Genomic DNA, 25,242 nt, shown 5'->3' with positions numbered 1-25,242 from the left:
GGCAGTGCGCGCCCTCTTGCGTTCGAAGGCGAGAGGCGCAACTGGCTACATTCACTCCCGCATCCTGGGTATGAAGCGTTGTATTCCTGGGTACGAAGCGTTGTATTCATGCACAGGAAGATGCGTGAGAAACAGCACCAGGATTGTTGACTGATCTGCGCGACAGGCGCACCCGGTTGCGCCCGCAGACAGTGCGCCATCAGCCGCCTCCGTCTTTCGGCTGCAGCGTAATCAGAAAGCTTGCCGGCGTCTGACCGTTGACGTCGAGCGGCATCGGATCGGATTTCTGGACGGCGCGCAACGCGATATCGTCCCATTGAGCATTGCCGCTCGAGCGTTGAATAGTGGCGCCAAGCAGCACCCCGCCCGGCCTTAGGCGCACTGCGATGACGGTAACGGGATTCCCTTCGATGGCGCCCGGCGCGATGATGTTCGGCCGCACGCGCTGCCTGACCCTGTCGGCATAATCGGCCGACGGTGCCGTACCGCCGGAGCCAGTACCGCGGTTCGCGAGGCCACCCTTCGCTGACGGCTGTTCAGCGGCCATGGCCTGCAATGCAGCGAGCCTCGCGGTACGTTCCTGCTCAGCCGCCTGTTTCGCCTGTTCCCGGGACATTTGCGACATCTGCTTCACGTCCAGTTCTCTTTGCTGTTCGGCCATTCGCTGCGCTGTGGTTAGCGGCTGCTCTGCCTGTTCGCGTTTCAGCTGGCTCTGCTGCTGTTGCCCGGCAGTCTGCCGCTCAGGCTTTGTCGGGGCCGCGCGTGGCGCGGCGACCTGTTTCCGGCGTTGCCTTTCCCGCAACGTGATGTCGGCCTGTTCATCGTGTGTGGGCGGCGGGATCAGCTGGGCAGGGGCGGGCGGCGCCTGCGGGTGTGGCGGCGCCATGTCGGGCACCGCAGACCACAGTTGCGCATCCGCGCGCGCAGGTGTTCTGCTCTGCCAGCGGATGCCATTGAACAGGAACAACGCGAGCAGCGCGTGCGTCGTCAGTGCGAGCAGGAAAGCGAGCCAGATGCCGCGCGCGCGCGGCGGACGCAACGGGAAGCCCGGGATTCCCGTCGCATGCGATCTGACTCGCAGCCCCGTGCGTTTCACGTTGTGCGACTTCGCCCAGGACATCAACCTCACCATCACTGCACCTTCGTACTTCGTGTCCATGTCGGCGGCCATCAGAACCGAATGGTTCAGATTCGCCTACGGTGGCTGGTCACGAACTTCTTTCGATCGGTTTTATGCGTCGCGTTTTTCAGCGTCACTCCGTCGCCGACGTATCTGTAGCGTACCACTCATCTCGCGATCGGTGCGGACTGCGAAACACTGTCCACGGGGTAAATCCGACTCTTTCGAAGCTACGCTGAAGTGTCCGGCAGCTCAGTGAGGCAGCGGGCGATGCCAGATGGCGGCAAGGCATCGGGTTGGCGATGATGAAAACGCCTTTGCCGGGCCAGGTCGAAGCAACCCCGGTTAATCGGACAAAAGGGTGCTAGGAACAGGTGCCTGAAGGCATGCTTTCCGGTGGCCGCCCCGTTCCCTGATCGCGGGGGCCGTGATTGGGGTCAAACCGGCATGATGCAGTGCGAATCTGATCCGTTGCGACGTCATCCTGCCCGGACATCGTGATCCCTGGAGGAAGGTCGCGCTGCCGGCGCGACACCTTTTCTTCATACGACGTCGAGCCTCAGATGGTTTCGTCTGTTGTGCAGTTGGGTGCGGTTGAAAGGCCTTGACATTCCAATTGGAGGAACGTCTAGAGTGAAATCGTGGATGGGGCCCCGCCCCTTTGCAGGTGTCCGGGATGGGGCCACCCAGCGGAACTGCCACTTCCGCTACCCGTGTCACCGGCCGACCGGTCGCGGGCCGGATGTTGCAAGGGGCAAAGAGAGCGCCGTGAACGTCAGGGAAGCCACCATGGTATGGACGGGCGGCCCAAACGCGATGCGGACGATGGAGAACATGATCCGCGCCGATGCCGACAGGATCCAGACCCGACATGTCGAAATGACGTGCCCGTCTTCACCGATCTCCTGGCATAACAGAAGATCGATACAGGAGGAACACCATGAAGTGCACGAAAACCATGCTCACCACCGGCGCCGGGCTGCTGGCCGTGCTGGCAGTCGCATATGTCGTATTCCCGCAATTCCAGAGCACTGTCCTGAGCCTGGGACCTTACCTGCTGTTCCTGCTGTGCCCGTTGTCGATGCTGTTCATGATGAAAGGTATGAATTCGTCCAAGGATCATCGTGACGAGTCAGGCTCGAGCACCACGCGAGAACCCGAACGGCGGCCCGCGGGCAAGGACTGATGCCCTCCGTGCCGATGCTGATGTTGTTCCGTTCGTCCGCGGTCCAGACGCTGCAGGGAGCCAAGCGGGTGCGTGAAGCTCGCGAAATCGCTGCAAGGGCCTCGGGCGGCAAGCCTCATGCATGACGCAGGCGACCGAGGGCATCCCGTTCCTGCGGTCGACGTGACATACCTGTTGGCGCTCTCTGGAGGCAACGGGAGATCGCGCGAGGAGTCACACGGTGAAATGCACGAAAGCGGTGCTTGCGACCAGCGTCGGCCTGGCCGCGCTCGCGGTCGCATATGGCGCCTTCCCCGCATTCCGGAGCCTCCTCATCAGGCTCGAGCCCGCCTTGCTGTTTCTGGTGTGCCCTTTGTCGATGCTACTCGTGATGAACGACATGGGTTCACGTCAGGAGCATCGTGACGAGTCCGGCGCGGGCGCGGCACGGGCGGCGACCGGCGGGCAAAGAATAGTTCCCGCTGCCGTGCTGTAAATGCGGCGGACTGTAATACCACGGGTTCGGCTGCGCCCCGGAGCGCAGCCGTCTGGAAGAAGCGCGCGGCTTCGACAACAGGACGCACGCAGCGCGTCGAGGAGGGAAGGAGCGATCATGGTGAACACTGATCCCGTATGCGGGATGACCGTCGAGGAAAATGCTGCGGAGGCTCACGCATCGCATCAGGGGCGGACGTATCACTTCTGTTCGGCGCACTGCCTGCAGCGCTTCGAGGCGGATCCTGCCAGATACATCGCGCATCCGCCGTCCGGCGCGGCAGCACCGGCGGCAGGCAACGCAGTCGGCAGCTATACCTGTCCGATGCATCCGGAGATCCGCCAGCCGGGACCTGGCACCTGCCCGAAGTGCGGGATGGCACTGGAACCTGAAATTCCCGCCCTGGCTTCAGTCACGCCGGCCGAATATACCTGCCCGATGCATCCTGAGATCGTGCGCGGCGCCCCCGGCGCCTGTCCAGTCTGCGGCATGGCGCTCGAACCGAAGGTTGCTGCACCCACAGAGGAGAACCCGGAACTGGCAGACATGACACGGCGCTTCTGGACCAGCGTCGCGCTCGCGCTTCCCGTGTTCCTCATGGCGATGGGTGCCGATCTCTGGCCAGCCGCCGCGTCGCGCCTCATCTCACACGACACGCTGCAGTGGCTCGAGTTTGGGCTCGCCACACCGGCCGTTCTGTGGTGTGGCTGGCCACTCTTCGTGCGCGGCTGGCAGTCGGTGGTCAACCGCAGCCTGAACATGTTCACGCTCATCGCTCTGGGCGTAGGCGTCGCCTGGGGCTACAGCGCAGTGGCGCGATTGATGCCGTCCGTCTTCCCGTCCAGTATCCGGATGCCCGACGGGAGCGTGCCGGTGTACTTCGAAGCAGCGGCTGTCATCACGGCGCTGGTGCTGCTCGGTCAGGTGCTGGAGTTGCGGGCGCGCAGCCATACGAACGCCGCCATCCGTATGCTGCTCGGTCTCGCTCCGAAAACTGCGCGCATTGTGCGGGACGGCGGGCGCGAAGAGGACATTCCGCTGGAGCAGGTTCGACCGGGGGACCTGCTGCGGGTGCGACCGGGCGAGAAGGTCCCGGTGGACGGCGTGGTGACAGAAGGGACGAGCGGGGTCGACGAGTCGATGGTGACGGGCGAACCTATTCCCGTCGAAAAGCAGGCAGGCGAGCGCGTAATTGGCGCGACGCTGAACGGCACCGGCTCCCTTGTCATGCGCGCCGAACGGGTGGGTGCCGAGACGCTGCTCGCGCAGATCGTGCACATGGTCGCCGAAGCCCAGCGTAGCCGCGCGCCGATTCAGCGACTGGTGGATGTCGTATCCGGCTACTTCGTTCCGGCCGTAATCGTCGCTGCCCTCATCACCCTGGCAGTCTGGGGCGGCTGGGGGCCGGAACCCCGGATGGCCCATGCGATCATCAACGCGGTTGCGGTACTGATCATCGCCTGTCCATGCGCGCTGGGGCTCGCGACGCCGATGGCCATCATGGTCGGCACGGGCCGCGGCGCCAGTGCGGGAGTCCTTATCAAGAACGCGGAGGCGCTGGAGACCCTGCAGAAGGTGGACACGCTGGTCGTGGACAAGACGGGCACGCTCACGCTGGGGAAGCCGAAACTCACGGCCGTGATGGTGGCGTTGGGATTTGATGATCATCAGGTGTTGCAACTCGGCGCAAGCCTCGAGCGAGCCAGCGAGCATCCGCTGGCGAGCGCGATCGTCGCTGGCGCGCAGGAGAAGGGGCTGGCGCTGTTGCCGGTCGCCGACTTCAGGTCGTTCACGGGCAAGGGCGTGACCGGCGTCGTGAATGGCCATGAAGTAGGCATCGGCAACCGCAGCCTGCTGGACGCGCTCAGCGTCGGTGCCGCCGCGCTGGACAGGCAGGCGGCGACCATGAGAGCGGAAGGCCAGACCGTGATGTTCGTGGTAGTGGATGGCGAGCCGGCGGGACTTATCGGCGTCAACGATCCGATCAAGGACACCACACCGGAAGCGATCCGCGCGCTTCACGCGGAGGGGCTACAGGTCGTGATGCTCACCGGCGACAACCGCGTGACCGCCGACGCGGTGGCCCGCAAGCTCGACATCGACCAGGTGTTCGCCGACGTGCTACCCGAGCAGAAGACCGCAGTAGTGAAGCGTTTGCAGGCAGACAGACGTATCGTGGCGATGGCGGGCGACGGCATCAACGACGCGCCCGCGCTCGCCCAGGCGCACGTCGGAATTGCCATGGGCACGGGCACTGACGTCGCCATGGAAAGTGCTGGCGTCACGCTGGTCAAGGGTGATCTGCGGGCGATCGTGCGGGCACGGCGCCTGAGCCGCGCCACCATGCGCAACATCCGGCAGAACCTGTTCTTCGCGTTCATTTACAACGCGCTCGGCATACCGCTTGCGGCCGGCGTGCTGTATCCGTTCTTCGGCCTGTTGCTCTCACCGGTCATCGCGGCTGCGGCCATGAGTTTCAGTTCGGTGTCCGTGGTAATGAATGCGCTGCGGCTGAACCGGGTTCGGCTGTGATTGCGCGCCCGTACGCCAGCGGAGCGGGCCGCCCGATCTTGCCGCGGTTGTTCATCGGTCCGCCGATTGCCACGCAGCCTCACCAACGAACCGACCTACTGGGGCGGGTGCACGAAAAACGATTGCAAATACGGCCCGTATGGCATGTGTCCAGCGCACACGGTCGAAACCGGCATGCACCGCGATCCGGTTTCCCGGCGGTCGGGGGCCTCGCCTCAGTGCTGTTGAATGAGATTGTCACTCGCGACTGTTCGGCATGCTGCGTTTGGCCATTAGTCCAACAGAACATTGGGCGTACGTCTCAGGTTTCGCAGCTGCAACAACGGCAGGCGCGCCCGTGATGGGCTGCTGTCACGACCTGTCATCACAAGGAGAACAGAGAAATGGCGAAATATCTGCTGATCGAATCGCGTGACCCGTTCGAATCGAATGATGTCGGGTTCCTTGCCGACCTTGCGCTACGCCTGCGGGCCGACGGCAACGAGGTGACAATATTCCTGGTGCAGAACGGCGTACTGCCGGTGCGTGCGGGCGCCCGCGACACCGGATTTTCCACGCTCGTCGGCGCGGACGTTACCGTACTCGCTGACGACTTCTCGTTGCGCGAGCGCGGTATCTCGCCCGATCGGCTGCTGGCCGGCGTCGAGGCGGCGCCGCTCGATGTAGTGGTCGACCATCTTGCCGACGGCGCGAAAGCGCTGTGGCACTGAGCAGGGAGAGCGTCATGAGCAGGACACTTACCATCGCCCTGATGGACGCGCCGTACGAGAGCGCGCGGTCCACCACTGCATTCCGGCTAATCGATATCGCTGCCCGACGCGGCTATACCGTCAATGTGTTCGCCTACGAAGGCGCGGTCGGCATGACGTTTGCAAGGCAGCAGGCCCATCCGAATCCCGTGCATCGCCGGGACGCGGAGGACGAGAATCACTTTTTGCCGAAGGATGTGGTTGCTTCCCTGATCAGGGAAGCCGAACGGAACGGCGGCAGGATAGACTGGGTGAACTGTGGTCTGTGTGTCGACGAACGCGGCGTCGGTGAGGCGGTGGAAGGGGTGCGCAGAGGCTCGCCGGGCGACTTCTGGAAGATGGCACAGGCGTCGGATAACACGCTCGTTATCGGGACACGTTGAGGAGGCGGTCATGAAAGCACTTAACATCGTGGAGAGCGCCTATCGCGCGACGCTGGAGGAACAGGATGACACGATCGTGTGGCTCACTGCGGCGTTGAAAGGGGCGGGTGCCGAACTGTCCGTGCTTCTTCGGGGGAATGCCGTCAACTACGCGGTCAAAGGGCAGGACGCGTCGGGCCTGTCTTTCGGTTCCTGGGACCAGACCCGGCCGCCGCGGATCGGGAGCGACATCGCATCCCTGATGGACGAGGGTATCAATGTCTACGTCCTGACCGACGACCTTGTCGAGCGTGGCATTGCCGACGATGAGGTCATCCCGGGCGCCAGGAAGGTCGGGCACGAGCGATTGCCGGAACTCTTCGCCGCCCACGACCAGGTCTGGCACTGGTAACGCAGGCAAAACGCCCAACGTGCGGCGTTCTGCCTGCGAAGCCCTCTTGACGCCGGCTTCCGCGCCAGGGTCCTGGTGAGCTCTTCTGGCGGCTCGCTGCTGTGGTTCGCACCTGGGGCCAGCCAGGTACGGTCGTTGCGAGATGCATGGGACGCAAACCTCGCGGCGTCGCGTTCGAGAGCTTGGATTCGTTGTTCATTCAGACCCACATCGGGGCGACCGCCAGGTTGCTGTTTCAACGTCCCGTTGGCAACTCGCGAGGCGGTCTGTTGCGCACTGCGGGGCATGGACCGACGGCTCACCAGATGATGTGGTCCAGCCGACCTCCAGATGACGCCCCTGAGGCGCTATCTTGACTTGACCACACCCATCATCGTGGAGTGAGCTATGGATGACCTGCCCGTCGTCATTGTCACTGGAGCCAGCGGTTTCATTGGATCGGCACTGGTCAACAGACTCGCGGGCCAATTCACGATAGTCGGTTTTGACCGCGTGGCCTCCCATCAACCTCCCCCCGATGCGGAATGCGTCTGTATCGACCTCACGTCGGACGAAGGAGTGGACGCCGCGTTTGAGAGAGTGCGTATCGCGTACGGGAACCGGATCGCGTCCGTGATTCATCTGGCTGCCTACTATGACCTGTCCGGGGAGCCCAATCCGGAGTACGAAAAAATAACTGTCCGGGGCACGGAACGCCTGTTGCGTTACCTCCGGCAGTTCGAAGTCGAGCAGTTCATCTTCAGCAGCACCATGCTCGTCCATGCGCCGACAGAACCGGGTGAGCCCATCACCGAATCCTCGCCGATCGACCCGCGCTGGCCCTATCCGATGTCCAAAGTCGAAACTGAGGCTCTGATCCGTGAACAGCACGGTGACATTCCTGTCGTCCTGTTGCGTCTGGCAGGCGTCTACGACGACGACGGACGCAACACGTTTCTGGCGCACCAGATCGCCAGGATTCGCGAACGCGACGTGCTGGGTCACTTTTACCCTGGCGATATCCGTCGCGGACAGGCGTTCGTCCATCTGGAAGACGTTTGCGATGCTTTGCTTCGGCTGATCGAGAAACGCAAAACGTTACCGTCTGAATTCACCCTGCTGGTGGGCGAACCGGACACCATGAGCTATGGCGAAGTGCAGCAGACCGTGGCGCAGACCTTGCACGGAGACACGTGGGAGACGAAGCAGGTGCCAAAACCGTTCGCGAAAATCGGAGCATGGTTCGAAGACGAGGTCCTCGACGAAGATTCATTTATCAAACCGTGGATGGTCGACCTCGCGGATGATCATTACGAGCTCGACGTGACGCGCGCCCGGACGACGCTCGATTGGGTGCCCGCGCATTCCCTTCGAGATTCGCTGCCAGTGATCCTTGACGCGTTAAAGTCCGCGCCCACGCGATGGTATGGACAGAACAGGCTCAACGAGGCGCTGGTAGCCGGCGAGACACGCGCGGCATCCCCGGAAAGCCCGGTCGAAGCCCGGCAGATTCAGGAAGTTGCGGCGCAGCAACGGGCATCGCGCAAGCACGCGGAGATGATGTCGGCCGAGCATCGGCGCACGCTCTGGACTCATTTCGTCAACATCGGGCTGGGCGCATGGTTGGTCGCGAGCCCTTTCGTTTTCGGAATGTTCGACACAACGTTTTTCGTCAGTCCCGCGCTCCAGCACGTCACCGTCGACCGCGGGCTTGCTTCACCGCAATGGCGCGCTGCCATGCTCGGCTGGAGTGATGTCGTGAGCGGCGCGCTTGTAATGCTGTTTGGGACGCTGTCGCTTTCGCGCAGAACCAGTTGGGCGCCATGGGTAAATGCCGTCGTCGGCCTGTGGCTACTGTTTGCGCCGCTGGTTTTCTGGGCACCAGGTGCCGCAGCGTACAACAACGACCTGGTCATCGGCATGCTGGTTATAGCGTTGGCGGTCCTCGTGCCGATGATGCCGGGGATGAGCATGGAAGGGATGATGGATACCTCAACAGTTCCGCCCGGATGGACCTACTGTCCGTCTACGTGGACGCAACGGCTGCCGATCATCGCAATGGGCCTCGTCGGCCTGATCATTGCGCGCCAGCTGACTCATCACGTCCGCTGTTTCGAAAGCGTGGCCCATTCCGGATGCGGGATTGGGCGCCGTCAGCTACGCGCTGGAAATCCTCATGGCCGCGATGGGAAGTCGTACACGCTGGCGCACAATGCCCTGGATGGTGACCTTCTTCGGCATCCTGGTGGTTCCGCTCGGCATCGTGAGTATCTACTTCATCGTCATCCAGCCGATCGTAATCGGTACCTGGTGCACACTCTGCCTGCTTGCCGCCCTGGCAATGCTGGTCATGATTCCCTTTGCGCTCGACGAACTGGTGGCAATGGGACAGTTTCTGCTCTGGAGTCGCCGCGCCGGCAAGCCGTTCTGGCGAACCTTCCTGATGGGCGACGCGATGCCGGGCGGCGCCGTGGGGACCGGGGACGAGCTCGGGTCCATGCGTGCGGCCTTCATCGACATGGGACGCGGAGCGACCCTGCCCTGGACGCTGGTGGTCAGCGTCGGGATTGGTGTGCTGCTGATGTTTACGCGTCTGCTCTTCGCAACGACAGGTGTGATGGCGAACAACGATCACGCCGTCGGTGCGCTCGTCGTGACGGTCGCCATCATTGCGACGGCCGAGGTTGCACGGCCGCTACGATTCGTCAACGTGATCCTGGGTGCGTGGCTGGTCATTGCTCCGTGGTTGCTGTCCGGTGCTTCATTGGCTGCGTCGTGGACCAGCGTCGCTGCGGGACTGGTGCTGGCCGCCCTGAGTCTGCCGCGCGGCAGGCGCAGCGGCGAACATTACGCAGGATGGGATCGCTATGTCTTGTAGCAATTCGCCTCCCCAGGATCGTGAACGCAACGCGACTTTCCGAACGAGACTTGCGTTGCTGGATCGGAAAAGCTTCGTGCGCGGCACGTCAGTATTCCGCAGCAAGAAGGCCCGTTGCGAATGAACAGGCGTGTTTGACACAAAACAATCTGCCTTGACACAACGGCGGGTGACCGCTACGGCGATCGTCGACATTCGGACCGCAACCCAGAGGACAACCGGCCCGGCGGTTCCTGAGCCGGATCGGTCCGCCTTTATCTCTTCCGACATCGACGGAGCATCCATCTCAATTCGCATGAATCTCGGCGTTACGCTGGCCACCCTCGCTTGCGCTGGCGGGACGCTCGAGACGCCGACGGTCAAGCCGGAGCGCATTCGTGGCGAGCCCGTGGCACTCGATGGCGATGCGCTGAAGGTGCACCGCCGCAGCGGGCAAACCGTGTCCATTGAAGTCAAACCCGCCGTGACGGTCTCGGCAGTCAGGGCGATCAATCCGTCCGGGATCAGGCCCGGTTCTGTTGTAGGCACGGCAGCCATGACGGGCGCCAACGGCAAGCTGACCGCGACCGAAGTTCTGCTCTTCCCGGAAGTCGCCCCGCGGCACGGGTGAGGGGTACTACGCGTGGGACCTCGGTCCGAACTGTACGATGACGAATGGGAACGTAGATGCCGTCGTTGAAGGCATCAGCGGTCGCGACCAGACGCTCTCGTACAAGGGGTGACCGTGCCGGCCAATGTGCCGGTCGTGACCTTCGCCCCGGCAACGCGCGGCGACCTCACGCCGGGCTAGACGGTATTCGTGGTGGCGACGCCCGCGCAGCAGGGCGCGTTGGTGGCGCAACCTATCGTAGTGGAGAAGGATGGGGTTGTGCCGCCCATGTAGGGGCTCGGGCCGCGATGACGACTGCGCGGGGTGCAGCAGATCCTGAAGGGCTGCTTTCGAGCAGAGCGACTGGCCGGAATGGAGTGCCTGCTGCCCGTCGCGACCGGCCGGGTTCGGCCACCATCGACACAATCGAACTATGCCCAGCTGGGGTATCGGACCAGGCGCCGGCCACAGCCCCGATGCGCATGGAGGCGGGCACAGAACGTAGGCAGGCGACGCGGACATGATCCTGCCCGTCTTCGCCTGCGCAACGGGCGACGCGACAGCAGGTGAAACCGCTGCCCCCTCGCGTTGTCGAATGGAGACAGAGCGCCGCTGGGTTAAGTTGGCGACGAGGTACGTGTTCGCGAACACGTCGCAAGGCGAGCGCTTTGTCGACCTGCAGCGCTGACCTGAATGAGGATAACGGGATGGGTCTCTATCGCAATGTCATTCTGCCCTCGCTTTGCGACTTCGTGATGCGCAACCGGTTTCTTCTGCCCTACCGGGAACGGATCATTGGCAGCGCCGAGGGCACGGTGCTCGAGATCGGCGCGGGGTCAGGCCTGAATCTGCCGTTGTATGGGGCGGGTGTGAAAGAGATTCTCGCACTTGAGCCCGATCCCAAACTCATGACCATGGCGCGGCACAACGCGAAGCAGGCGAGGCGACCGGTGACTTTTCTGGACGCGTCGGCAGAGGCCATCCCGCTGGAAGACAGGAGCGTTGACACGGTCGTCACTACCTGGACCCTGTGCACGATCCCGGAGGCGATGCGCGCGCTGGAGGAAATGCGCCGAGTACTGAAGCCAGCCGGACACCTGCTATTCGCCGAGCACGGTCTCGCGCCCGAAGAGAGCGTATGCAAGTGGCAGAACCGCTTGACGCCTGCCTGGAAGTGCATCAGTGGCGGCTGCCACCTGAACCGGCCCATCCGGCAAATGATCGAGAGTGGCGGCTTCAGCATCGACCAGATCGACACGGGTTACGCGCCCGGCCCCAAGCCGATGAGTTTTCTGTACGAGGGGAGTGCCCGACCGACCCGGTAGTCAGTACCTGCACGCGGGTGCTCGGTGGCGAACGTTTGCATGCCAGAACATCTCTGGAATACTGCGGCCATATCTGAAAAGAAATACGACTCGCCGGTCGAAGCGGGCACAGAAGCCGCTGGCGCAGGGGGCGTCAACGGCGGAACAGAGCGGGGGCCTCTGCCATGAAACAATCAATCCCGGAACACCGGGCAGCCGGCTTCACGCGTCGGGATTTCATCTTTGCATTGACTGCGGGGGTGGGTTATTGCGGTGCGGTGACCGCCGGGATCCGTCCCGATAGTCCGTCTGCGCACTTCCGGATCGATATGGATGAAGTTCTCCCGCGCCGCGGGATCAGGACACAGGTCGTCTTCGGCGACTCAATCCGGAAGCTGGTGGCGGCCGGCGCGCTCGATCCGGACAAATACCGGGCCGTGACCTCTCCGGGGCAGCTTCTGCCTGCCTGGGTCGAATGGCTGTTCGTGGCACCATCCACCGAACCGATCGTCCTCAGTGCGGAAACCGCGCCGCATCTGCTTCACCTGCTCTGGGCGCTCGGGCTGTCGACGAGAACGGGCTTCAACGGGAGAAGCCCGATCGATGCCATCCAGCTCCCCTCGTTTGCCAGCACGGGAGGCTGGACGCTCGGTCGGGAGCCGAACGGCTACGTGTACTTCAACCGCATCGATACCGTTGGTCTGAGCCGCTCCCAGGAGGCACGGGTCCTCGATGTCGCAACCGGATCGTTCCGGCCCTGTTGCGACAATTCGACCCTGTTTCAGGATTGCAATCATGGTTCGGCTCTGCTCGGCCTGCTGGAACTGGCCGCCTCCCAAGGTGCTTCGGTGGACGAGCTTTACCGGATCGCGCTGGCCGCCAATTCATACTGGTCTCCGTCCCAGTACAGCATGACGGCAATGTATTTCAGGTACTTCCAGCACCAAGGGTGGAGCGCGGTGTCGCCGCAACAGGTTCTGGGTGCGACGTATTCTTCCTTCAGCGGCTGGCAGCGCAACGTCGCGGCGACTTTGGCGCAAGGGAAATCGTCCAAACCATTGGCAACGTCAACCGCTCCGGCGTCATGTGGAACGCGGCGATAGGTCAAGCTCGCCGAGCTCCTGCGCAGGGAGAACGTGCTGGCGGTCAGGGCCAGCACGAACCGCAGCGCCTTCAGTTCGTCGTCAATATGGGCCCGGGCGTTCCTGCACTCGCCACGGCACACGTCCCAGGCTGCTAGCGCTGTACCGAAATCGGCAGCGCACCATTCCTGCCATCTCGCTGGATCGCAACGAGCAGAACTGGCATTGCGGATCGCCTTCTGTCGTGGTCGAGGTCATCGGCGATCAGCACGAAATCACCGCGCATTCAATCCGTCGCGAGACTCACCGCGCTATGGTTCACGACTACGGGATTCAACCAATAATTCGGTTCCGCGCGCACGAATCGCTGCGATTAACTCGGCGGCTGTTATCTCATAGCGGACTATTCGAAGAATGCCAGGTTTTCTGCAATCGATATCGGTCAGCACGACGGTTCTGCCATCTACCGACGCCTCCAGGCGCAACCCTCGAGTCTCGCGCTCATGTGCATCGTCCGTCTCCGACATGAGCGTCATCGTGCCCGTCGCACCGTGGATACGCACAAAAATCTCCCTGGACTTTCCGGGCCGGCAAAGCGCCGACGATGAGCTAACTATACCTGCACCCAGGCATGAGCGCGCGTCGTGTACATCATGTGCTGCCAGCGGGGTGATGACATGTCAATGGGGTTAGGCGTAAGCATTTCAGCCCGGCACGCGTGAAAGCGACGTCCGGTTCCTTCACGACAAGACCGGCTCGAGGGCGGCGCAATCGACTCATTGCTTTCGAGCCTGTCATGACGGTTTCGAGCGGGCGGCTACGGTCCGCGCCAGGTGGTCGGCTACCTCACGGTCGCCCACATGCGAAGCCGGTCAGCATGATCGGCAAGCTGACCACCACACTCAGGCTCCTGGCCAGCTTCAGGTCGATTCCGAAGAGCAGCACGAGGGCTGAATCAAGAGTTTCCCCGCCCGCAACACTCATCATAAAGGGCGACCGTGCCGATGATGACACCGGCGACAAGCCCGAGCACAGTTTGCACGACACGGCTCACTGGCAAAGGACCGTGGTGCGCGGCCTCATGGCCAAACAACAATACCGAGCAGTGGGCCCAGCAGGCGTCCCGCCAACACTTGGTTATAACTCGCCCATAGGCCAAGGCCGCATCGAACGGAACTGCCCGCGCGCGGAACGGCAGAGCTGACGCGACGACGACCAGGTTCATCGTCTTGTTGAGAATGACGGCTTCCAGCGCTGTGAACAGAAACGCCTCCCTTAGCTGCGGCAGACGAAACTCTGCTCAGCGGAGACCGACGGGGCCACCCAAAGCACCGATGACAGCGCCGGCATCGACTGCCGCCGGCCGATTTTTTTTTCATATCGTTTCCCTCGACTGCGAAAGCGCACTGGCGATGATGGATGGAGGCCGCGTTGCCGCGTCGATGCGCCTGAACGCAGACAGAATGGGTTGCAGGGCGAAGGGCAGGCTGTAGACCATCGAGCCGATCACCAAGGCGGCAAATGAGAAGCACGGCGGTGTGCCAAACACGCTGGCCCAGAGGCCGCCGGGGCGAGATCGAGGCACGAGAAGGGCCAGCAGATAAAAAGCCGATCACCGTCAGCGGCAAGAGCGCCGGCAGCGTCAAAGTCGTCTCCAGCAAGGCAACCCATCGTTGACGCGCGAACAAGATTCTTCTTGACTCTGGAGTGTGCTCCAAGGTCTAGCATTGGTACATCGCGGTACAGCTGAACCCTGGTCTACTCCTGATTTGACGAAGGAGAGTGTCGACCCAGGCAAGGCTTCGACCGCACGCCACACCGAAAGGAACAGTTCATGACACACCGGATCGATTTCACGGTAACCGGAGACGAGAAAAGCCACTGTAGCGGCTGCGAGACCCGCATTCACTTCGCGCTTCAACGCATGTCCGGGGTACAAGACGTGACGGTCAAAGCGCAGACGCAGCGGATCGCAGTCACATTTAATCCGGCCCGGGTTACGGGAGAGCAGGTACAGGAAAGATTGAAACACATAGGTTTCGATGTGGGGGTCTCGCCATGACTACAGTAACGTCCGGTGAATCGGTTCCGCACTTCTGGAGCGAAGAGCCGTCGACTCTGCCTGGCCGGCGGCGCATCCGGGCGCGCATCGGCGGGCTGCACTGTTCGCTGTGCACCGGCACGATCGAAAAGGCGCTGGGCAAGCGGCCTGGCGTCGAGAAGGTCGCCGTCAGCCTGACCCATGAACAGGCGCTGATCGAGTATGACCCGAGCGTGGCCCGTGCCGAGGATCTGCTGCAGACTCTCAAGGACATCGGCTATACGGTCTCCGATCCGCGCAAGCTGCGCCCCTATGACGAGGAAGAGCGCGCACTGGTACGCGAGCGTGGACGTTTCCTCACCGCCCTCGCGGCCAGCATTGCCTCGATGGGCCTGGTCGGCTACCCGGTGGACAGTGCATGGTTCCCGCTGTGCGTGTTTTCTATTGCCAGCCTCGTCGCCTTTGCCTTCGTCGTATTGCGCGGTTACGGCCTGCAACGCGCGATGGGCGGCACGGCGCTGCTCGCGATGTTCGGCACCGGTATCTATTATTTCAAGTTGCGCGGCACGTTCGGCGCGACCGTTCCGTGGCTGACCGGCGCGCTCGCGCTGATGCTCGTGTTCGGCGTGGGCCAGCACATCGTGCGGATGGCTGTCATGGCGCTGCGCCGCGGCATCCTCAACCAGCACGTGCTGGTTGAGTTCGGGGCCTTTGCCGGGCTCGCCGGTGGGTCAATCGGCCTGGCACTACACCCCGCCGGCTATCCGACGGGAGCGTTTTTCGCGGTGACCGTGATGGTGCTCAGCTATCACATCTTTTCCGAGTGGTTGTCGCTGATCGTCAAAACCCGCAGTTCGCAGGCGGTCAAGAAGCTGCTTGATCTTGAGCCTGACGTGGCGTTTGTCGTCAGGGACGGTCAGGAACAGGAAGTGCCGCTCGAACAGGTGCGCGTCGGCGACTTCGTACGCATTCGCCCGGGCGGGCGGGTGCCGGTCGACGGACAGGTCGAATCAGGCGAATCGGACGTGGATGAATCGCTGGTGACCGGCGAGCCGCTACCCGTCGAAAAGCGCGCCGGCGACCGGGTGGTGAGTGGCGCGCTGAACGGTCACGGCACGCTGCTCGTGCGCGTCAGTGTGGTGGGAGAAGAAAGTTTTCTCAGGCAGGTGGTGCGCAGCGTCGAAGACGCCCGCGCCCTCAAGCCCGGTCTGCTGCATCTCGTGGACCGCGTGCTGCGCGTGTACACACCGCTCGTGCTGTTCACGGCGGCCGGGGCGGCGCTCTTCTGGCTCGTTGGTCCCCTGTTGGTCGGAAGCGCGCCGGATCTGCAACGGGCCGTGTTTGCCGGCCTCAGCGTGCTGGTCATGGGCTATCCGTGTGCAGTAGGCATCTCGGCCCCGCTGTCCATCGTTCGCGGCGCGGGCGAAGCCGCCGAGCGTGGCGTACCGATGCGTACCGGTGAGGCCTTTCAGGCGCTGCGACGCGTGAATCGCGTCGTATTCGACAAGACCGGCACGCTGACCGAGGGCCGCCCCGCTTTGCGCGAGATCGTCGCCGTGGCGTGCGCAGAAGCGGAGTTGCTCGCACTCGCGGGAGCCGTCGAAGCGTTCTCCGAGCATCCGCTCGCGCGGGCCGTGGTGGAAGAAGCGTTTAAACGCCGCATCGCGCTGTCCGAGGTGGAAGGATTCGAGGCCGTCGCGGGTCACGGCGTCCGGGCCCGCCTCGGTGAAACGCGGTTGATGGTCGGCAGCCCGGTGTTTCTCGCGGCTGAAGGTGTGGATCTCGCGGCTCAGGACGCGCGCATCAATGAACTCGAAGCGAGCGGACTGACGGTCATCGGTCTTGCGCGGGATGGCGTGTTGCTCGGTCTGCTGGCGCTCGGCGATGCGCTGCGACCCGACGCCGCAGAGACCGTGCGCCGCCTGCACGCGCTCGGCATCCGCACGAGTCTGATCACCGGCGATAACGAGCAGGCGGCACGCCATTTCGCCCGCGCGGCGGGAATCGAAGAGGTGCATGCGCGCGTGCTGCCGGCCGGGAAAGCCGTCTTGATCCGGGAGTTGCAGCAGCGCGCACGCGTGGCGATGGTCGGCGACGGCATCAACGATGCGCCGGCGCTGATGCAGGCCGACGTCGGCATCGCCTTCGGCAGTGGTGCGGACATCGCGATCGAATCGGCCGACGTGATCATCCTCAACCAGCGGCTCGGCGCCGTCCTCGAGGCCCATGCGGTCAGCCGCAACAGCTACCGGAAGATCGTGCAGAACGTCTCGCTTGCCTTCCTGTTCAATGGCATCGGGATTCCGGCGGCGGCCACCGGCCTGATCTATCCGGTATGGGGGATGGTCGCGATGGCGGCGAGCGTGACGGCGATTTTCATCAACTCGCTGTGGGGCCGCGGCGGCTATTTCTTCGAAGCAATCAGGGCGGTGGGCCACGCGCCTCAGATGCCGTCCCAGGCGATTGCGTCGTGACGGGAGCGTCTCCCGCAGCGACCGTGTCATGAATGGAGGGTTTTAGCGATGTTCAAATCCGTCACCCTCGAAGTTACCGGCGAGCAGCGACTTAACTGTGAGAAATGCGAACAGCGCGTCACGCGCCTGCTCACCACGCTGCAGGGCGTGCGACAGGTTCGTGCGCAGGCTCTTGACCAGCGTATCGAAGTGCTATTTGACACGACGAAGGTAGAACTGGCCGCACTAGCGAAATGCCTGGGTGACGTTGGTTACGAGACCCGGGTCGTCAATTGAACTCTAAGACCTCGCAATTGAGACGAACCGAAGTTTGGCTGGAAACCGGCATGCGGGCTACAACCATAGCTATTGGAGGACGCACTCGTGCGAACACCCACTAATTCGAGGAAGCCCGGCCGTCCTGGCGTCGGCAAACCCTCCGCAACGGACAACCGTGCGGCAGGGTCTCGGCGTCGGACCGTTCCGTTGATTGAGGCGGCGCAGGAACGCGCCGGGATGACCATCGGCAAGCTCGCGAAGCTTGCCGAGGTCAGCGCCGATACCATCCGCTTCTACGAGGATGAAAGGTTGCTGATGCCCGCGAACAAGACTGAAGCCGGCTATCGGCTGTATGACGAGGACGCGGTGCGCCGCCTGGACTTCATCAAACACGCCCAGCACTGCGGCATGACGCTATCGGAAATACGGCAACTGCTCGAGCTGAAGGCCGATGACAGCTCTTGCTGCAGCGACGTGCGCAGCCTCGCGATTCGAAAGAAATTGCAGCTCGAACAGAAGATCAGGGCGATGCAGGCGATGTCGCAGGCGTTGAGCGAACTGATCGGGATCTGCACGGCCGAAGACCAACCGTTGGATGACTGCCCCATTCTGGCGGCGCTGGAGTCCAGCATGGCAAACCAGCATCGCGACTCCCACTAACTCCGGACGACTGCCATGAGTATCAAGGTCGAAGTTTTCTCGACGCCCGGCTGCAGCCACTGCGATCGTGCGCGGGATAGCCTGAAAACAATCGCCGAAGCGTTCGGCGAGCATCAGGTGACCTGGCGCGACGTGAACCTGCTGGACGAACTGGATTACGCCGTGAAACTGGGCGTGCTGACGCCGCCGTCGATGGCGATCGATGGCGAACTGGTTTTCGCGAAACTGCCCAGCGCCGCACAGCTTCGCGAGGCATTGACGCGGCGACTTGACCGTCAACGCACGTGACTCACCGCCCCGCAACGATACCGGGCGACCCATCCACCATCGGAGCAGGATAACAATGGAACATGCCCTGGACGCACTAAATGGATATTGAGTCACTGCGTGCGACGCTCGAGCAGGCGAGCCTGGCATCGCTCGGAATCGGCTTTCTGCTGGGGTTTGTTTTCACCTTCAACCCAGTCGCGCTGGCCTCCATTCCGGTTTCGCTCGCATACGTCACAAAGGCGCGCGAACCGAAAACAGCAATCTTGTATGGCGGCCTGTTCATTCTGGGCATGGTCATCGTCCAGACGCTGTTGGGGCTAATCGCCGGCTTCGGCGGCCATTGGGTAGCGAAGCTGGTCGGCCGGGAGTGGGGCGTGGTCCTCGGGCCCGTACTGATCCTGCTGGGCCTGATGTGGCCCGGCTGGATCAGGCTGCCGCTGCCGTCGATTTCCCTTCGCGGAAAACGCGCCAGCAGCGGATGGGGGGCCGTGGTACTCGGCGCCTCTTTTGCCGTTGCGGTCTGCCCGTTCTGCACGCCCGCTCTCGTGGTGCTGCTCGGCATCGCAGCCGGGATCGGCTCGCCGCTGTTCGGCGCAACCCTCCTGTTTGCGTTTGCGATGGGCCGGGCTGTTCCCGTCATCCTGGGCGCCGCGGCGGTGGGCTGGCTGGAGAGCCTGGCCATGCTTCAGCGTTACCAGAAGGCGTTCGAAGTGGCCGGTGCTGCCACGCTGGTGCTGGCCGGCCTGTACATGCTGAACGCGTATTTCATCGTCATTCCGGCGCTGGCGGTTTAGGCCAGACCCATCACCTGATTTTGCGAAAACCATATCATGCATAACGTCGTACCACCCACCCCTGACCATCACGAACGGGAGCGTTTGCTTCGGATGCTCTCGGCCGCCACTTTTTTCATTTTTTTCCAGGCGTACATGGTCGCGCCGATCATACCGGCACTTTCGAAGACGTTCGGAACTTCGGTACAAACCGTCGGCCTCGTTGTGCCGGCCTACCTGATTCCGTATGGGATCGCGACGCTGATCTACGGCCTTCTGGCCGATCGGCTCGGTGTTCAGCGCGTCATGTTCGCCTCCCTCGGGGCGTTCGGGGCGCTTACGGCGTTGACGGCGACAGCGACCTCCATCGGGCAGATCGCGCTGTGGCGTATCGTGACGGGCCTGGGCGCCAGCGGAGTCGTGCCGCTCGCCCTTGTGCTCGTCGCCAGGCTGTTTCCGTACGAACAGCGAGGCCGCCCGCTTGGGTGGCTGTTTGGCGCGATGGCGGGAGGGATGGCCTTCGGCTCGCCGTTGGGCGCGATGCTGGTGCCATTTATCGGCTGGCGAGGGCTTTTCCTGGCTGTCGGCACGGCGGGAGGAATTGTCCTGCTGCTGTTTCTGCCCTATCGCCGGATCATTGCCACTGCGATGCAGCCGGTCGGCGGTACGCTCGGCGATCTCTTTCGGGGCTACATGAACCTGCTTGGCACGCCGCGGGGGCAGCGCACTTATGGCTATGTCTTTGTGAACTCGATGTTCCACTCCGGCGTTTTCACCTGGCTCGGCGTGTATCTCGAACGACACTATGGCCTTGGGCCGGTCGGGATCGGCCTGGCGTTACTCGGCTACGGCGTGCCGGGCTTCCTGTTCGGGCCGCTGATCGGCCGCGCAGCGGACAAGTGGGGACGTGCCAGACTGTTGCCGATCGGGCTTGGACTCAGCACGCTTGGCGCTGCGGTTCTGCTTTTGGATTTCCCGCTGATCCTTGCACCGGTCGTGGCGATGGTGCTGTCCCTGGGCTACGACATGACCCAGCCACTCTTCGCGGGCATTGTCACTTCACTCGGGGCCAAGCGACCAGGACAAGCCATGGGTTTGAATGTCTTCACCCTGTTCGTTGGCTTCGGTCTGGGTAGTCTCATCTTCGGGGAGGTGCTTCGCTTCGGTTTCGGGGCCGCATTGGGAGTATTTGCCGCAGTTGAGTTAACGGCTGCCGTGTGCTCCCTCCGGTTCTTTCGCTCCGAAATCCCTTCCGGAGCGACAGGGTTGTCATCAGGGAGTCAGTAATGTTCCCCGTGGAATGCACGTCGATTGCTCGCGTGCGTAGTGCGCGCCATCCATCGGCCGACTATTGTGCAGAGGGGGACCATCACCTTCGAACCTTGAGGGCACTGACATGATGCGCCGACAATGCTCTCGCCCATTCTCACGGAAACCAAGGACTCTCTCCCGCAAAGACGCAAGCGCCGTCCGATACACGCTACAGGACGAGGTGCGGATGGCATTTGAGCACTCCTGACCTCGAAGTTGCCTAGTACCTGCTTCGCACGCTTGAAGTCATCTCGCGCCGCGAGACGAATGACGCGTCGCCCGGTCGAGCGTACTGGGTGCTGTCGCGTTGCCTGGGACGAATCCAGGCGTCGTCGAGAAGAAACATGGCGCCCCCCGTCAGGTTCGTCCTGGCGCGCCAGCGGGAGCAGCGAGGTGATCCGGAAATGGCGGAATTACGCGTGGTCCGCGTCCTTCGTGTTTCGCAGCCGGGCAGCCTGCAATAGCCGTTGCGCAAGCTCGCGGCCCACGCCGAAGGCGTCGTGGACGTTCACGATGTCCACGCCAGCATGTTTCGAGGTCCAGTCGTGCGCCGCAGCGGCGGAGGCAAAGAAATGCACATCGCAGCAGAAGGCCGCGCGGATATCGGCGGTGTCCCGTGGGAGTAACAGCGACACGACCGCGCCGGCCGGTTCGACATCCTGTATCGCGGTCGGCGTGACCGTCAGCGCCACCGGCACGCCGGTCGCGGCACAGCGCGAGACCACATGGGCCGTCCGATCGATCAGGGCGGGGAAGAACAGGGTGTCAAATGCGCACCACGTGTACAGGCGCCGGCCGTCGATTTCGAAGGCGTGCGCGGTCTCGCGCAGCGTCAGGCCGTAGCCGACGACGTTGCCGTCGTCATCCCACTCGGTACTGACGGCCTGTTGGAGTACAGCTGCCACGCGTTCAACGGGCCAGTCGAGGGCCAGCGCGAGCGTGCCACGCGAAACCGGCCTTCCCCTGGCGAGCTCGCGTAACAACACGACAAAAAGCTCCTCGAGCCCTTCGGACCGGAAGGCCATCGTAAGACGATCGACGAGTTCCGCCGTGTAGCGTGCAAAGTCCATCATTGCGTCCTGGTTATCCGGCGCAGCACGAGAGCTGCTTCACGTCCTTCGAGAAGGTCTGTGCGGCAAGCTTCAGAGCCTCCACCATCGTCAGGTAGGGGAACAGCTGGTCGGCGAGCTCCTGTACGGTCATCCGTGCATGGATCGCGATTGCCGCCGTCTGGATGATTTCACCCGCCTCAGGGGCCACCGCCTGCGCGCCGATCAGGCGACCGCTGCCTGCTTCGGCCACGAGCTTGACGAATCCGCGTGTGTTGAAGTTCACTAGGGCGCGCGGCACGTTGTCGAGGGTCAACGTGCGGCTGTCGGTCTCAATGCCCGCGTGATGTGCGTCTGCCTCGCTGTAGCCGACCGTTGCCACCTGTGGGTCGGTGAACACCACGGCGGGCATCGTGGAGAGATCGAGCCGCGCGTCACCGCCTGTCATGTTGATTGCCGCGCGCGTGCCGGCCGCCGCCGCGACGTAGACAAACTGCGGCAGGCTGGTGCAGTCGCCGGCCGCATGGATGTCGGGCGCGCTAGTGCGCGTGCTGCTGTCGATCACGATGCCGCCGCGCTCGTCGAGCTGCACGCCCGCACTCGCCAGGTTCAGGCCGCGGGTGTTAGGCGACCGTCCCGTGGCAATCAGCAACCGGTCCGCCCGCAGCTCGCCGTGGTTCGAGGCGAGGACGAATTCGCCATCGACGTGCGATACGCGGCTCGCCTGCGTCTGCTCCAGCACGACGATGCCTTGCGCCCGAAAGGCGGCTGTGACGGCTTCGCCGATGGCCGGGTCTTCACGGAAAAGCAGGGCGTTGCGCGCGAGGATGGTGACGCGGCTGCCCAGACGGGCGAAGGCCTGAGCCAGCTCGACGGCCACCACCGACGAGCCGATCACGGCCAGGCGCTTCGGGATCGCGTCGCTTGCGAGCGCCTCGGTGGAGGTCCAGTACTGCGTGTCCTGCAGGCCTGGAATCGGCGGGGCCGCTGCGCTGGCGCCAGTGGCAATCAGGCAGCGGTCGAACGGTACCTGGCGTTCGCCACCGGCCGTGAGCGCGACGGCGAGTGCATGGGTACCCGTGAAGCGCGCTTCCCCATGCAGCACACTGATGTTCGGGTTGGCGTCCAGAATGCCTTCGTATTTGGCGTGGCGCAGTTCGTCCACGCGCGCCTGCTGCTGGGCGAGCAGGCGCGGCCGGTCGATCGCCGGTGCCACGGCACTGACGCCCCCGTCGAACGGGCTCGCCTGCCGCAGACGCGCGATATGGGCCGCGCGGATCATGATCTTCGACGGCACACAGCCGACGTTGACACACGTGCCGCCGAGGGTGCCGCGCTCGATCAGCGTCACGTGAGCGCCGTTTTCTGCCGCCTTCAGCGCAGCCGCCATCGCGGCGCCCCCGCTGCCGATCACGGCAATGCGGAGCCTGCCGGCCACGCTGCGCGCCTTTTCATGGCCCTCGATCCACCCCAGCGCATTGTCGTACTGTCCGGCCGGCGCGTTCGTCGACGGCCCCTCGGCCAGCGCAGCGCGATAACCAAGCCGGGCCACTGCGGAGGTGAGCGCATCCACGGACGTACCGGGCTGGGTCCTGACGCTCGCGGTGCCTTGCGGATACGACACTGCCGCCGAGATCACACCGGGTACGTTCTCCAGTGCGGACCGGATAGGGGCGGCACACGAGGCGCAGGTCATCCCGTCAATTCGCAATTCGGCCATCCAAAGACTCCTCTCTTTTACGGTCAGCGGCGCCCCACCTTATCCGCGCCTTTCGGGCAGACCGCAACCATCCGCGCCGAATCGGCGATGCGTGTCAGCACGCTCATCGTGCTGATCCCGACCGCGAGGCCTATTGCTTCACCGAGGACGGATAGCCCGCGTTCGCGGTCGCCCGAGTCAGCGCCGCAATGCTCGTCTTCGCCTCATCGAACGTGACCACTGCTTCGCGCCTGTCAAAATTGACATCGGTGCGAATCACACCCTGGACCTTGCTGAGGGCCTTCTTCACGGTGATCGGACAGGCCGCGCAGGTCATGCCCGGCACGGCCAGCGTGACGGTCTGCGTCGCGGCCCAGACCGGAACAGCGACGAGGGCAACCGCGAACGCAACAAGCAGCTTTTTCATGACAACCTCCGGTCAGTAGAACAACGGCAGCACATAGGGATAGCCGAGCGCGACCAGTACCAGCGCGACCACGATCCAGAACATAAACTTGTACGCGGCGCGCACCCGTGGGATTGCACAGACCTGACCGGGTTTGCACGTCTGCGCTGGCCGGAAAATGCGCCGCCCGGCAAGGAACAGTGTCACCAGTGCCGCGCCGATGAAAATCGGCCGGTATGGTTCGAGCACGGTCAGATTGCTGATCCAGGCCCCGCTAAAACCCAATACGACCAGCACCAGCGGCCCGAGGCAGCAGGTCGAGGCGAGGACCGCGGCCAGCCCGCTGGTGAAGAGCGCCCCGCGTCCGTTTCCCTGTTCAGCCATGCACTTGACCTTTCGAATTCTGGATGAGTAGCGTAACCTTACTTCCGTACCTGTGTACGGAGTCAAGCGGTATGGAGAACGATCGTGAGGGGTTGACCATCGGCGCTTTCGCCAGGGCGGCTGGCGTCAACGTGGAAACCATCCGGTTCTATCAGCGCAAGGGGTTGCTGCTCGAGCCGGATAAGCCGTCGGGCAGCATTCGTCGCTACGGTGAGGCGGATGTCACGCGGGTGCGGTTCGTCAAATCCGCCCAGCGGCTCGGCTTCAGCCTCGACGAAATCGCCGACCTGCTGAGGCTGGAAGATGGGACGCATTGCGATGCGGCGAGCAGTCTGGCTGAGCACAAGCTCGGGGATATCCGGGACAAGCTCGCGGACCTTCAGCGCATGGAGGCCGTGCTGGCCGAACTCGTGTGCGCGTGCCATTCGCGCAGGGGCAGTGTGTCATGCCCACTGATTGCCTCATTGCAACGAGGCGAAGAACCGCGCCATGCCGGTTAGGGATTGCTTCGCCCTGGCATCAGGAAAAAATCATCTTCTTGTGGCCGCCGCATGAGAACGCGAAAGTGCCAGGTTATACACTTGCCGAAGTGACCGCGCCGTCGCGATCAGCTGAAGCCCGCGCGTGCCCGCTCATTCAGGCGCCCGGGCGCGCCTGACATCGTGATGTCTGAGGACGATCTGTGCGATGCATCTAGACGATTCACATCTGGTGTCGTTGATGGCTGCGGCCCAGCTTGGCGATCAGGCGAGTTACACGCGACTGCTCCTCGAGATAACCCCTTTATTGCGCCGCGTGGCCCGGCAGGGGTGGCCAACAGGTAGCACCGCCGATATCGAGGACGTGGTGCAGGACACGCTGCTCACGCTTCATGTGATCCGCCATACCTATGATCCGGCTCGTCCGGTCATGCCGTGGCTGATGGCGATCCTGCGGCGGCGCCTCGTGGACGGCGTGAGGCGTCGCGCACGGACGAACCGCAGAGAGCTTGCGGTTGACACGCTCGACGTAACCTTTCCGCTCGAACCGGCGAATGATGAATATGAGACTCCGGTGGACGGGGAAACGCTGAGAAAGGCTATCGCCGCACTGCCACCGGGCCAGCGACAGGCAATCGAACTACTCAAGCAGCGGGAACTGTCGCTCAGGGAGGCGTCGGCGGCGACCGGAATGAGCATTGCAGCCCTCAAGGTGGCGACCCATCGGGCGTTGAAAGCACTACGCGCACGACTGCTCGGGAGGACCTGAC

Annotated in this window: 25 protein-coding genes and 2 pseudogenes; 21 read left to right on the top strand and 6 right to left on the bottom strand. The window is 63.3% G+C overall.

Annotated features, from left to right (window positions below; genetic code table 11):
* Positions 1 to 199: 199 nt before the first annotated feature.
* Positions 200 to 1,159, bottom strand: a complete 960-nt coding sequence (gene tolA / locus HWX91_RS31905; RefSeq protein WP_235429546.1) for a cell envelope integrity protein TolA — start codon at positions 1,157 to 1,159, stop codon at positions 200 to 202.
* Between the two features lie 901 nt (positions 1,160 to 2,060).
* Here tolA and HWX91_RS31900 point away from each other — a divergent pair.
* The 11 genes and pseudogenes from HWX91_RS31900 (at position 2,061) to HWX91_RS31855 (ending at position 12,689) form a co-directional block, all read left to right on the top strand.
* Positions 2,061 to 2,306, top strand: a complete 246-nt coding sequence (locus HWX91_RS31900) for a DUF2933 domain-containing protein (protein WP_028197084.1) — start codon at positions 2,061 to 2,063, stop codon at positions 2,304 to 2,306.
* Between the two features lie 220 nt (positions 2,307 to 2,526).
* Positions 2,527 to 2,781: a DUF2933 domain-containing protein gene (locus HWX91_RS31895; RefSeq protein ID WP_042275157.1), complete on the top strand. Its 255-nt coding sequence runs from the start codon at positions 2,527 to 2,529 to the stop codon at positions 2,779 to 2,781.
* 117 nt (positions 2,782 to 2,898) lie between these two features.
* The gene (locus HWX91_RS31890; RefSeq protein ID WP_042275155.1) at positions 2,899 to 5,313 is read left to right on the top strand and encodes a heavy metal translocating P-type ATPase; all 2,415 of its coding nucleotides are present in this window, start codon (positions 2,899 to 2,901) and stop codon (positions 5,311 to 5,313) included.
* Positions 5,314 to 5,696: 383 nt separating this feature from the next.
* Positions 5,697 to 6,023: a DsrE family protein gene (locus HWX91_RS31885; RefSeq protein ID WP_028197082.1), complete on the top strand. Its 327-nt coding sequence runs from the start codon at positions 5,697 to 5,699 to the stop codon at positions 6,021 to 6,023.
* Between the two features lie 14 nt (positions 6,024 to 6,037).
* The gene (locus HWX91_RS31880) at positions 6,038 to 6,445 is read left to right on the top strand and encodes a DsrE family protein (protein ID WP_028197081.1); all 408 of its coding nucleotides are present in this window, start codon (positions 6,038 to 6,040) and stop codon (positions 6,443 to 6,445) included.
* Between the two features lie 10 nt (positions 6,446 to 6,455).
* Positions 6,456 to 6,836 carry a DsrE family protein gene (locus HWX91_RS31875; protein ID WP_028197080.1) on the top strand — a complete coding sequence of 127 codons (381 nt, stop codon included), beginning with the start codon at positions 6,456 to 6,458 and terminating at the stop codon, positions 6,834 to 6,836.
* Positions 6,837 to 7,223: 387 nt separating this feature from the next.
* A pseudogene (locus HWX91_RS41405) lies at positions 7,224 to 8,747 on the top strand (NAD-dependent epimerase/dehydratase family protein); the annotation flags it as partial.
* Positions 8,748 to 8,958: 211 nt separating this feature from the next.
* Positions 8,959 to 9,693, top strand: a complete 735-nt coding sequence (locus HWX91_RS41400; protein WP_208647854.1) for a vitamin K epoxide reductase family protein — start codon at positions 8,959 to 8,961, stop codon at positions 9,691 to 9,693.
* A gap of 283 nt (positions 9,694 to 9,976) precedes the next feature.
* Positions 9,977 to 10,576, top strand: a pseudogene (locus HWX91_RS31865) (hypothetical protein).
* Positions 10,577 to 10,989: 413 nt separating this feature from the next.
* Positions 10,990 to 11,607 (top strand): class I SAM-dependent methyltransferase, encoded by a 618-nt coding sequence (locus tag HWX91_RS31860; protein ID WP_028197076.1) that lies wholly within the window; start codon positions 10,990 to 10,992, stop codon positions 11,605 to 11,607.
* A 164-nt stretch (positions 11,608 to 11,771) separates the two neighbouring features.
* The gene (locus HWX91_RS31855; protein WP_028197075.1) at positions 11,772 to 12,689 is read left to right on the top strand and encodes a hypothetical protein; all 918 of its coding nucleotides are present in this window, start codon (positions 11,772 to 11,774) and stop codon (positions 12,687 to 12,689) included.
* Positions 12,690 to 12,979: 290 nt separating this feature from the next.
* Here the strand turns inward: HWX91_RS31855 and HWX91_RS40960 are convergent, their stop codons facing one another.
* Positions 12,980 to 13,204 carry a hypothetical protein gene (locus HWX91_RS40960; RefSeq protein WP_253958857.1) on the bottom strand — a complete coding sequence of 75 codons (225 nt, stop codon included), beginning with the start codon at positions 13,202 to 13,204 and terminating at the stop codon, positions 12,980 to 12,982.
* Between the two features lie 341 nt (positions 13,205 to 13,545).
* Here HWX91_RS40960 and HWX91_RS40535 point away from each other — a divergent pair, with 341 nt between their 5' ends.
* The 8 genes from HWX91_RS40535 (at position 13,546) to HWX91_RS31820 (ending at position 20,431) form a co-directional block, all read left to right on the top strand.
* Positions 13,546 to 13,872, top strand: coding sequence for a hypothetical protein (locus HWX91_RS40535; protein WP_028197074.1), 327 nt, complete (start codon positions 13,546 to 13,548; stop codon positions 13,870 to 13,872).
* A gap of 630 nt (positions 13,873 to 14,502) precedes the next feature.
* Entirely contained in the window at positions 14,503 to 14,730 is a 228-nt protein-coding gene (locus tag HWX91_RS31850; RefSeq protein WP_028197073.1) for a cation transporter, read from the top strand.
* Entirely contained in the window at positions 14,727 to 17,183 is a 2,457-nt protein-coding gene (locus tag HWX91_RS31845; protein ID WP_028197072.1) for a heavy metal translocating P-type ATPase, read from the top strand. The genes HWX91_RS31850 and HWX91_RS31845 overlap by 4 nt, the downstream gene beginning before the upstream one ends.
* Positions 17,184 to 17,231: 48 nt before the next feature.
* Positions 17,232 to 17,459, top strand: a complete 228-nt coding sequence (locus tag HWX91_RS31840; protein ID WP_028197071.1) for a heavy-metal-associated domain-containing protein — start codon at positions 17,232 to 17,234, stop codon at positions 17,457 to 17,459.
* A 219-nt stretch (positions 17,460 to 17,678) separates the two neighbouring features.
* On the top strand, positions 17,679 to 18,101 hold the full coding sequence (locus tag HWX91_RS31835) for a heavy metal-responsive transcriptional regulator (protein WP_028197070.1): 423 nt from the start codon (positions 17,679 to 17,681) through the stop codon (positions 18,099 to 18,101).
* A gap of 15 nt (positions 18,102 to 18,116) precedes the next feature.
* Positions 18,117 to 18,389 (top strand): thioredoxin family protein, encoded by a 273-nt coding sequence (locus HWX91_RS31830; protein WP_042275152.1) that lies wholly within the window; start codon positions 18,117 to 18,119, stop codon positions 18,387 to 18,389.
* An 80-nt stretch (positions 18,390 to 18,469) separates the two neighbouring features.
* Positions 18,470 to 19,165 (top strand): cytochrome c biogenesis CcdA family protein, encoded by a 696-nt coding sequence (locus HWX91_RS31825; protein ID WP_028197068.1) that lies wholly within the window; start codon positions 18,470 to 18,472, stop codon positions 19,163 to 19,165.
* 36 nt (positions 19,166 to 19,201) lie between these two features.
* A complete protein-coding gene (locus tag HWX91_RS31820; protein WP_042275150.1) occupies positions 19,202 to 20,431 on the top strand; it encodes an MFS transporter in 1,230 nt (409 codons plus the stop codon).
* Positions 20,432 to 20,868: 437 nt separating this feature from the next.
* On the opposite strand, the gene merB is transcribed toward HWX91_RS31820, so the two are convergent.
* From merB to merT, 4 genes are all read right to left on the bottom strand, one after another.
* Positions 20,869 to 21,528: an organomercurial lyase MerB gene (gene merB / locus HWX91_RS31815; protein WP_244144169.1), complete on the bottom strand. Its 660-nt coding sequence runs from the start codon at positions 21,526 to 21,528 to the stop codon at positions 20,869 to 20,871.
* Positions 21,529 to 21,538: 10 nt separating this feature from the next.
* Positions 21,539 to 23,224 carry a mercury(II) reductase gene (gene merA, locus HWX91_RS31810; protein ID WP_028197066.1) on the bottom strand — a complete coding sequence of 562 codons (1,686 nt, stop codon included), beginning with the start codon at positions 23,222 to 23,224 and terminating at the stop codon, positions 21,539 to 21,541.
* Positions 23,225 to 23,354: 130 nt separating this feature from the next.
* On the bottom strand, positions 23,355 to 23,630 hold the full coding sequence (merP, locus tag HWX91_RS31805; protein WP_028197065.1) for a mercury resistance system periplasmic binding protein MerP: 276 nt from the start codon (positions 23,628 to 23,630) through the stop codon (positions 23,355 to 23,357).
* Between the two features lie 12 nt (positions 23,631 to 23,642).
* Complete coding sequence (gene merT / locus HWX91_RS31800; RefSeq protein ID WP_028197064.1) at positions 23,643 to 23,993, bottom strand: mercuric ion transporter MerT; 351 nt, start codon at positions 23,991 to 23,993, stop codon at positions 23,643 to 23,645.
* Positions 23,994 to 24,064: 71 nt separating this feature from the next.
* Here merT and merR point away from each other — a divergent pair, with 71 nt between their 5' ends.
* Both merR and HWX91_RS31790 read left to right on the top strand, forming a co-directional pair.
* Positions 24,065 to 24,493 carry an Hg(II)-responsive transcriptional regulator gene (gene merR / locus HWX91_RS31795; RefSeq protein ID WP_028197063.1) on the top strand — a complete coding sequence of 143 codons (429 nt, stop codon included), beginning with the start codon at positions 24,065 to 24,067 and terminating at the stop codon, positions 24,491 to 24,493.
* A gap of 187 nt (positions 24,494 to 24,680) precedes the next feature.
* A complete protein-coding gene (locus HWX91_RS31790) occupies positions 24,681 to 25,241 on the top strand; it encodes a sigma-70 family RNA polymerase sigma factor (RefSeq protein WP_028197062.1) in 561 nt (186 codons plus the stop codon).
* Position 25,242: the final 1 nt, after the last annotated feature.

The sequence above is a fragment of the Paraburkholderia fungorum genome (genome assembly GCF_902833645.1).
GTDB lineage: Bacteria > Pseudomonadota > Gammaproteobacteria > Burkholderiales > Burkholderiaceae > Paraburkholderia > Paraburkholderia fungorum.
Note: the sequence above shows the minus strand (reverse complement) of the source record. Positions and strands in the feature narration are given on the sequence as shown.

Excerpts from the sequence above, each read along its gene's own strand:
- tolA (WP_235429546.1), bottom strand. The coding sequence starts at position 1,159 with ATGGACACGAAGTACGAAGGTGCAGTGATGGTGAGGTTGATGTCCTGG.
- HWX91_RS31900 (WP_028197084.1), top strand. The coding sequence starts at position 2,061 with ATGAAGTGCACGAAAACCATGCTCACCACCGGCGCCGGGCTGCTGGCC.
- HWX91_RS31890 (WP_042275155.1), top strand. The coding sequence starts at position 2,899 with ATGGTGAACACTGATCCCGTATGCGGGATGACCGTCGAGGAAAATGCT.
- HWX91_RS31885 (WP_028197082.1), top strand. The coding sequence starts at position 5,697 with ATGGCGAAATATCTGCTGATCGAATCGCGTGACCCGTTCGAATCGAAT.
- HWX91_RS31880 (WP_028197081.1), top strand. The coding sequence starts at position 6,038 with ATGAGCAGGACACTTACCATCGCCCTGATGGACGCGCCGTACGAGAGC.
- HWX91_RS31875 (WP_028197080.1), top strand. The coding sequence starts at position 6,456 with ATGAAAGCACTTAACATCGTGGAGAGCGCCTATCGCGCGACGCTGGAG.
- HWX91_RS31860 (WP_028197076.1), top strand. The coding sequence starts at position 10,990 with ATGGGTCTCTATCGCAATGTCATTCTGCCCTCGCTTTGCGACTTCGTG.
- HWX91_RS31855 (WP_028197075.1), top strand. The coding sequence starts at position 11,772 with ATGAAACAATCAATCCCGGAACACCGGGCAGCCGGCTTCACGCGTCGG.
- HWX91_RS40960 (WP_253958857.1), bottom strand. The coding sequence starts at position 13,204 with ATGACGCTCATGTCGGAGACGGACGATGCACATGAGCGCGAGACTCGA.
- HWX91_RS40535 (WP_028197074.1), top strand. The coding sequence starts at position 13,546 with ATGATCGGCAAGCTGACCACCACACTCAGGCTCCTGGCCAGCTTCAGG.
- HWX91_RS31850 (WP_028197073.1), top strand. The coding sequence starts at position 14,503 with ATGACACACCGGATCGATTTCACGGTAACCGGAGACGAGAAAAGCCAC.
- HWX91_RS31845 (WP_028197072.1), top strand. The coding sequence starts at position 14,727 with ATGACTACAGTAACGTCCGGTGAATCGGTTCCGCACTTCTGGAGCGAA.
- HWX91_RS31840 (WP_028197071.1), top strand. The coding sequence starts at position 17,232 with ATGTTCAAATCCGTCACCCTCGAAGTTACCGGCGAGCAGCGACTTAAC.
- HWX91_RS31835 (WP_028197070.1), top strand. The coding sequence starts at position 17,679 with ATGACCATCGGCAAGCTCGCGAAGCTTGCCGAGGTCAGCGCCGATACC.
- HWX91_RS31830 (WP_042275152.1), top strand. The coding sequence starts at position 18,117 with ATGAGTATCAAGGTCGAAGTTTTCTCGACGCCCGGCTGCAGCCACTGC.
- HWX91_RS31825 (WP_028197068.1), top strand. The coding sequence starts at position 18,470 with ATGGATATTGAGTCACTGCGTGCGACGCTCGAGCAGGCGAGCCTGGCA.
- HWX91_RS31820 (WP_042275150.1), top strand. The coding sequence starts at position 19,202 with ATGCATAACGTCGTACCACCCACCCCTGACCATCACGAACGGGAGCGT.
- merB (WP_244144169.1), bottom strand. The coding sequence starts at position 21,528 with ATGATGGACTTTGCACGCTACACGGCGGAACTCGTCGATCGTCTTACG.
- merA (WP_028197066.1), bottom strand. The coding sequence starts at position 23,224 with ATGGCCGAATTGCGAATTGACGGGATGACCTGCGCCTCGTGTGCCGCC.
- merP (WP_028197065.1), bottom strand. The coding sequence starts at position 23,630 with ATGAAAAAGCTGCTTGTTGCGTTCGCGGTTGCCCTCGTCGCTGTTCCG.
- merT (WP_028197064.1), bottom strand. The coding sequence starts at position 23,993 with ATGGCTGAACAGGGAAACGGACGCGGGGCGCTCTTCACCAGCGGGCTG.
- merR (WP_028197063.1), top strand. The coding sequence starts at position 24,065 with ATGGAGAACGATCGTGAGGGGTTGACCATCGGCGCTTTCGCCAGGGCG.
- HWX91_RS31790 (WP_028197062.1), top strand. The coding sequence starts at position 24,681 with ATGCATCTAGACGATTCACATCTGGTGTCGTTGATGGCTGCGGCCCAG.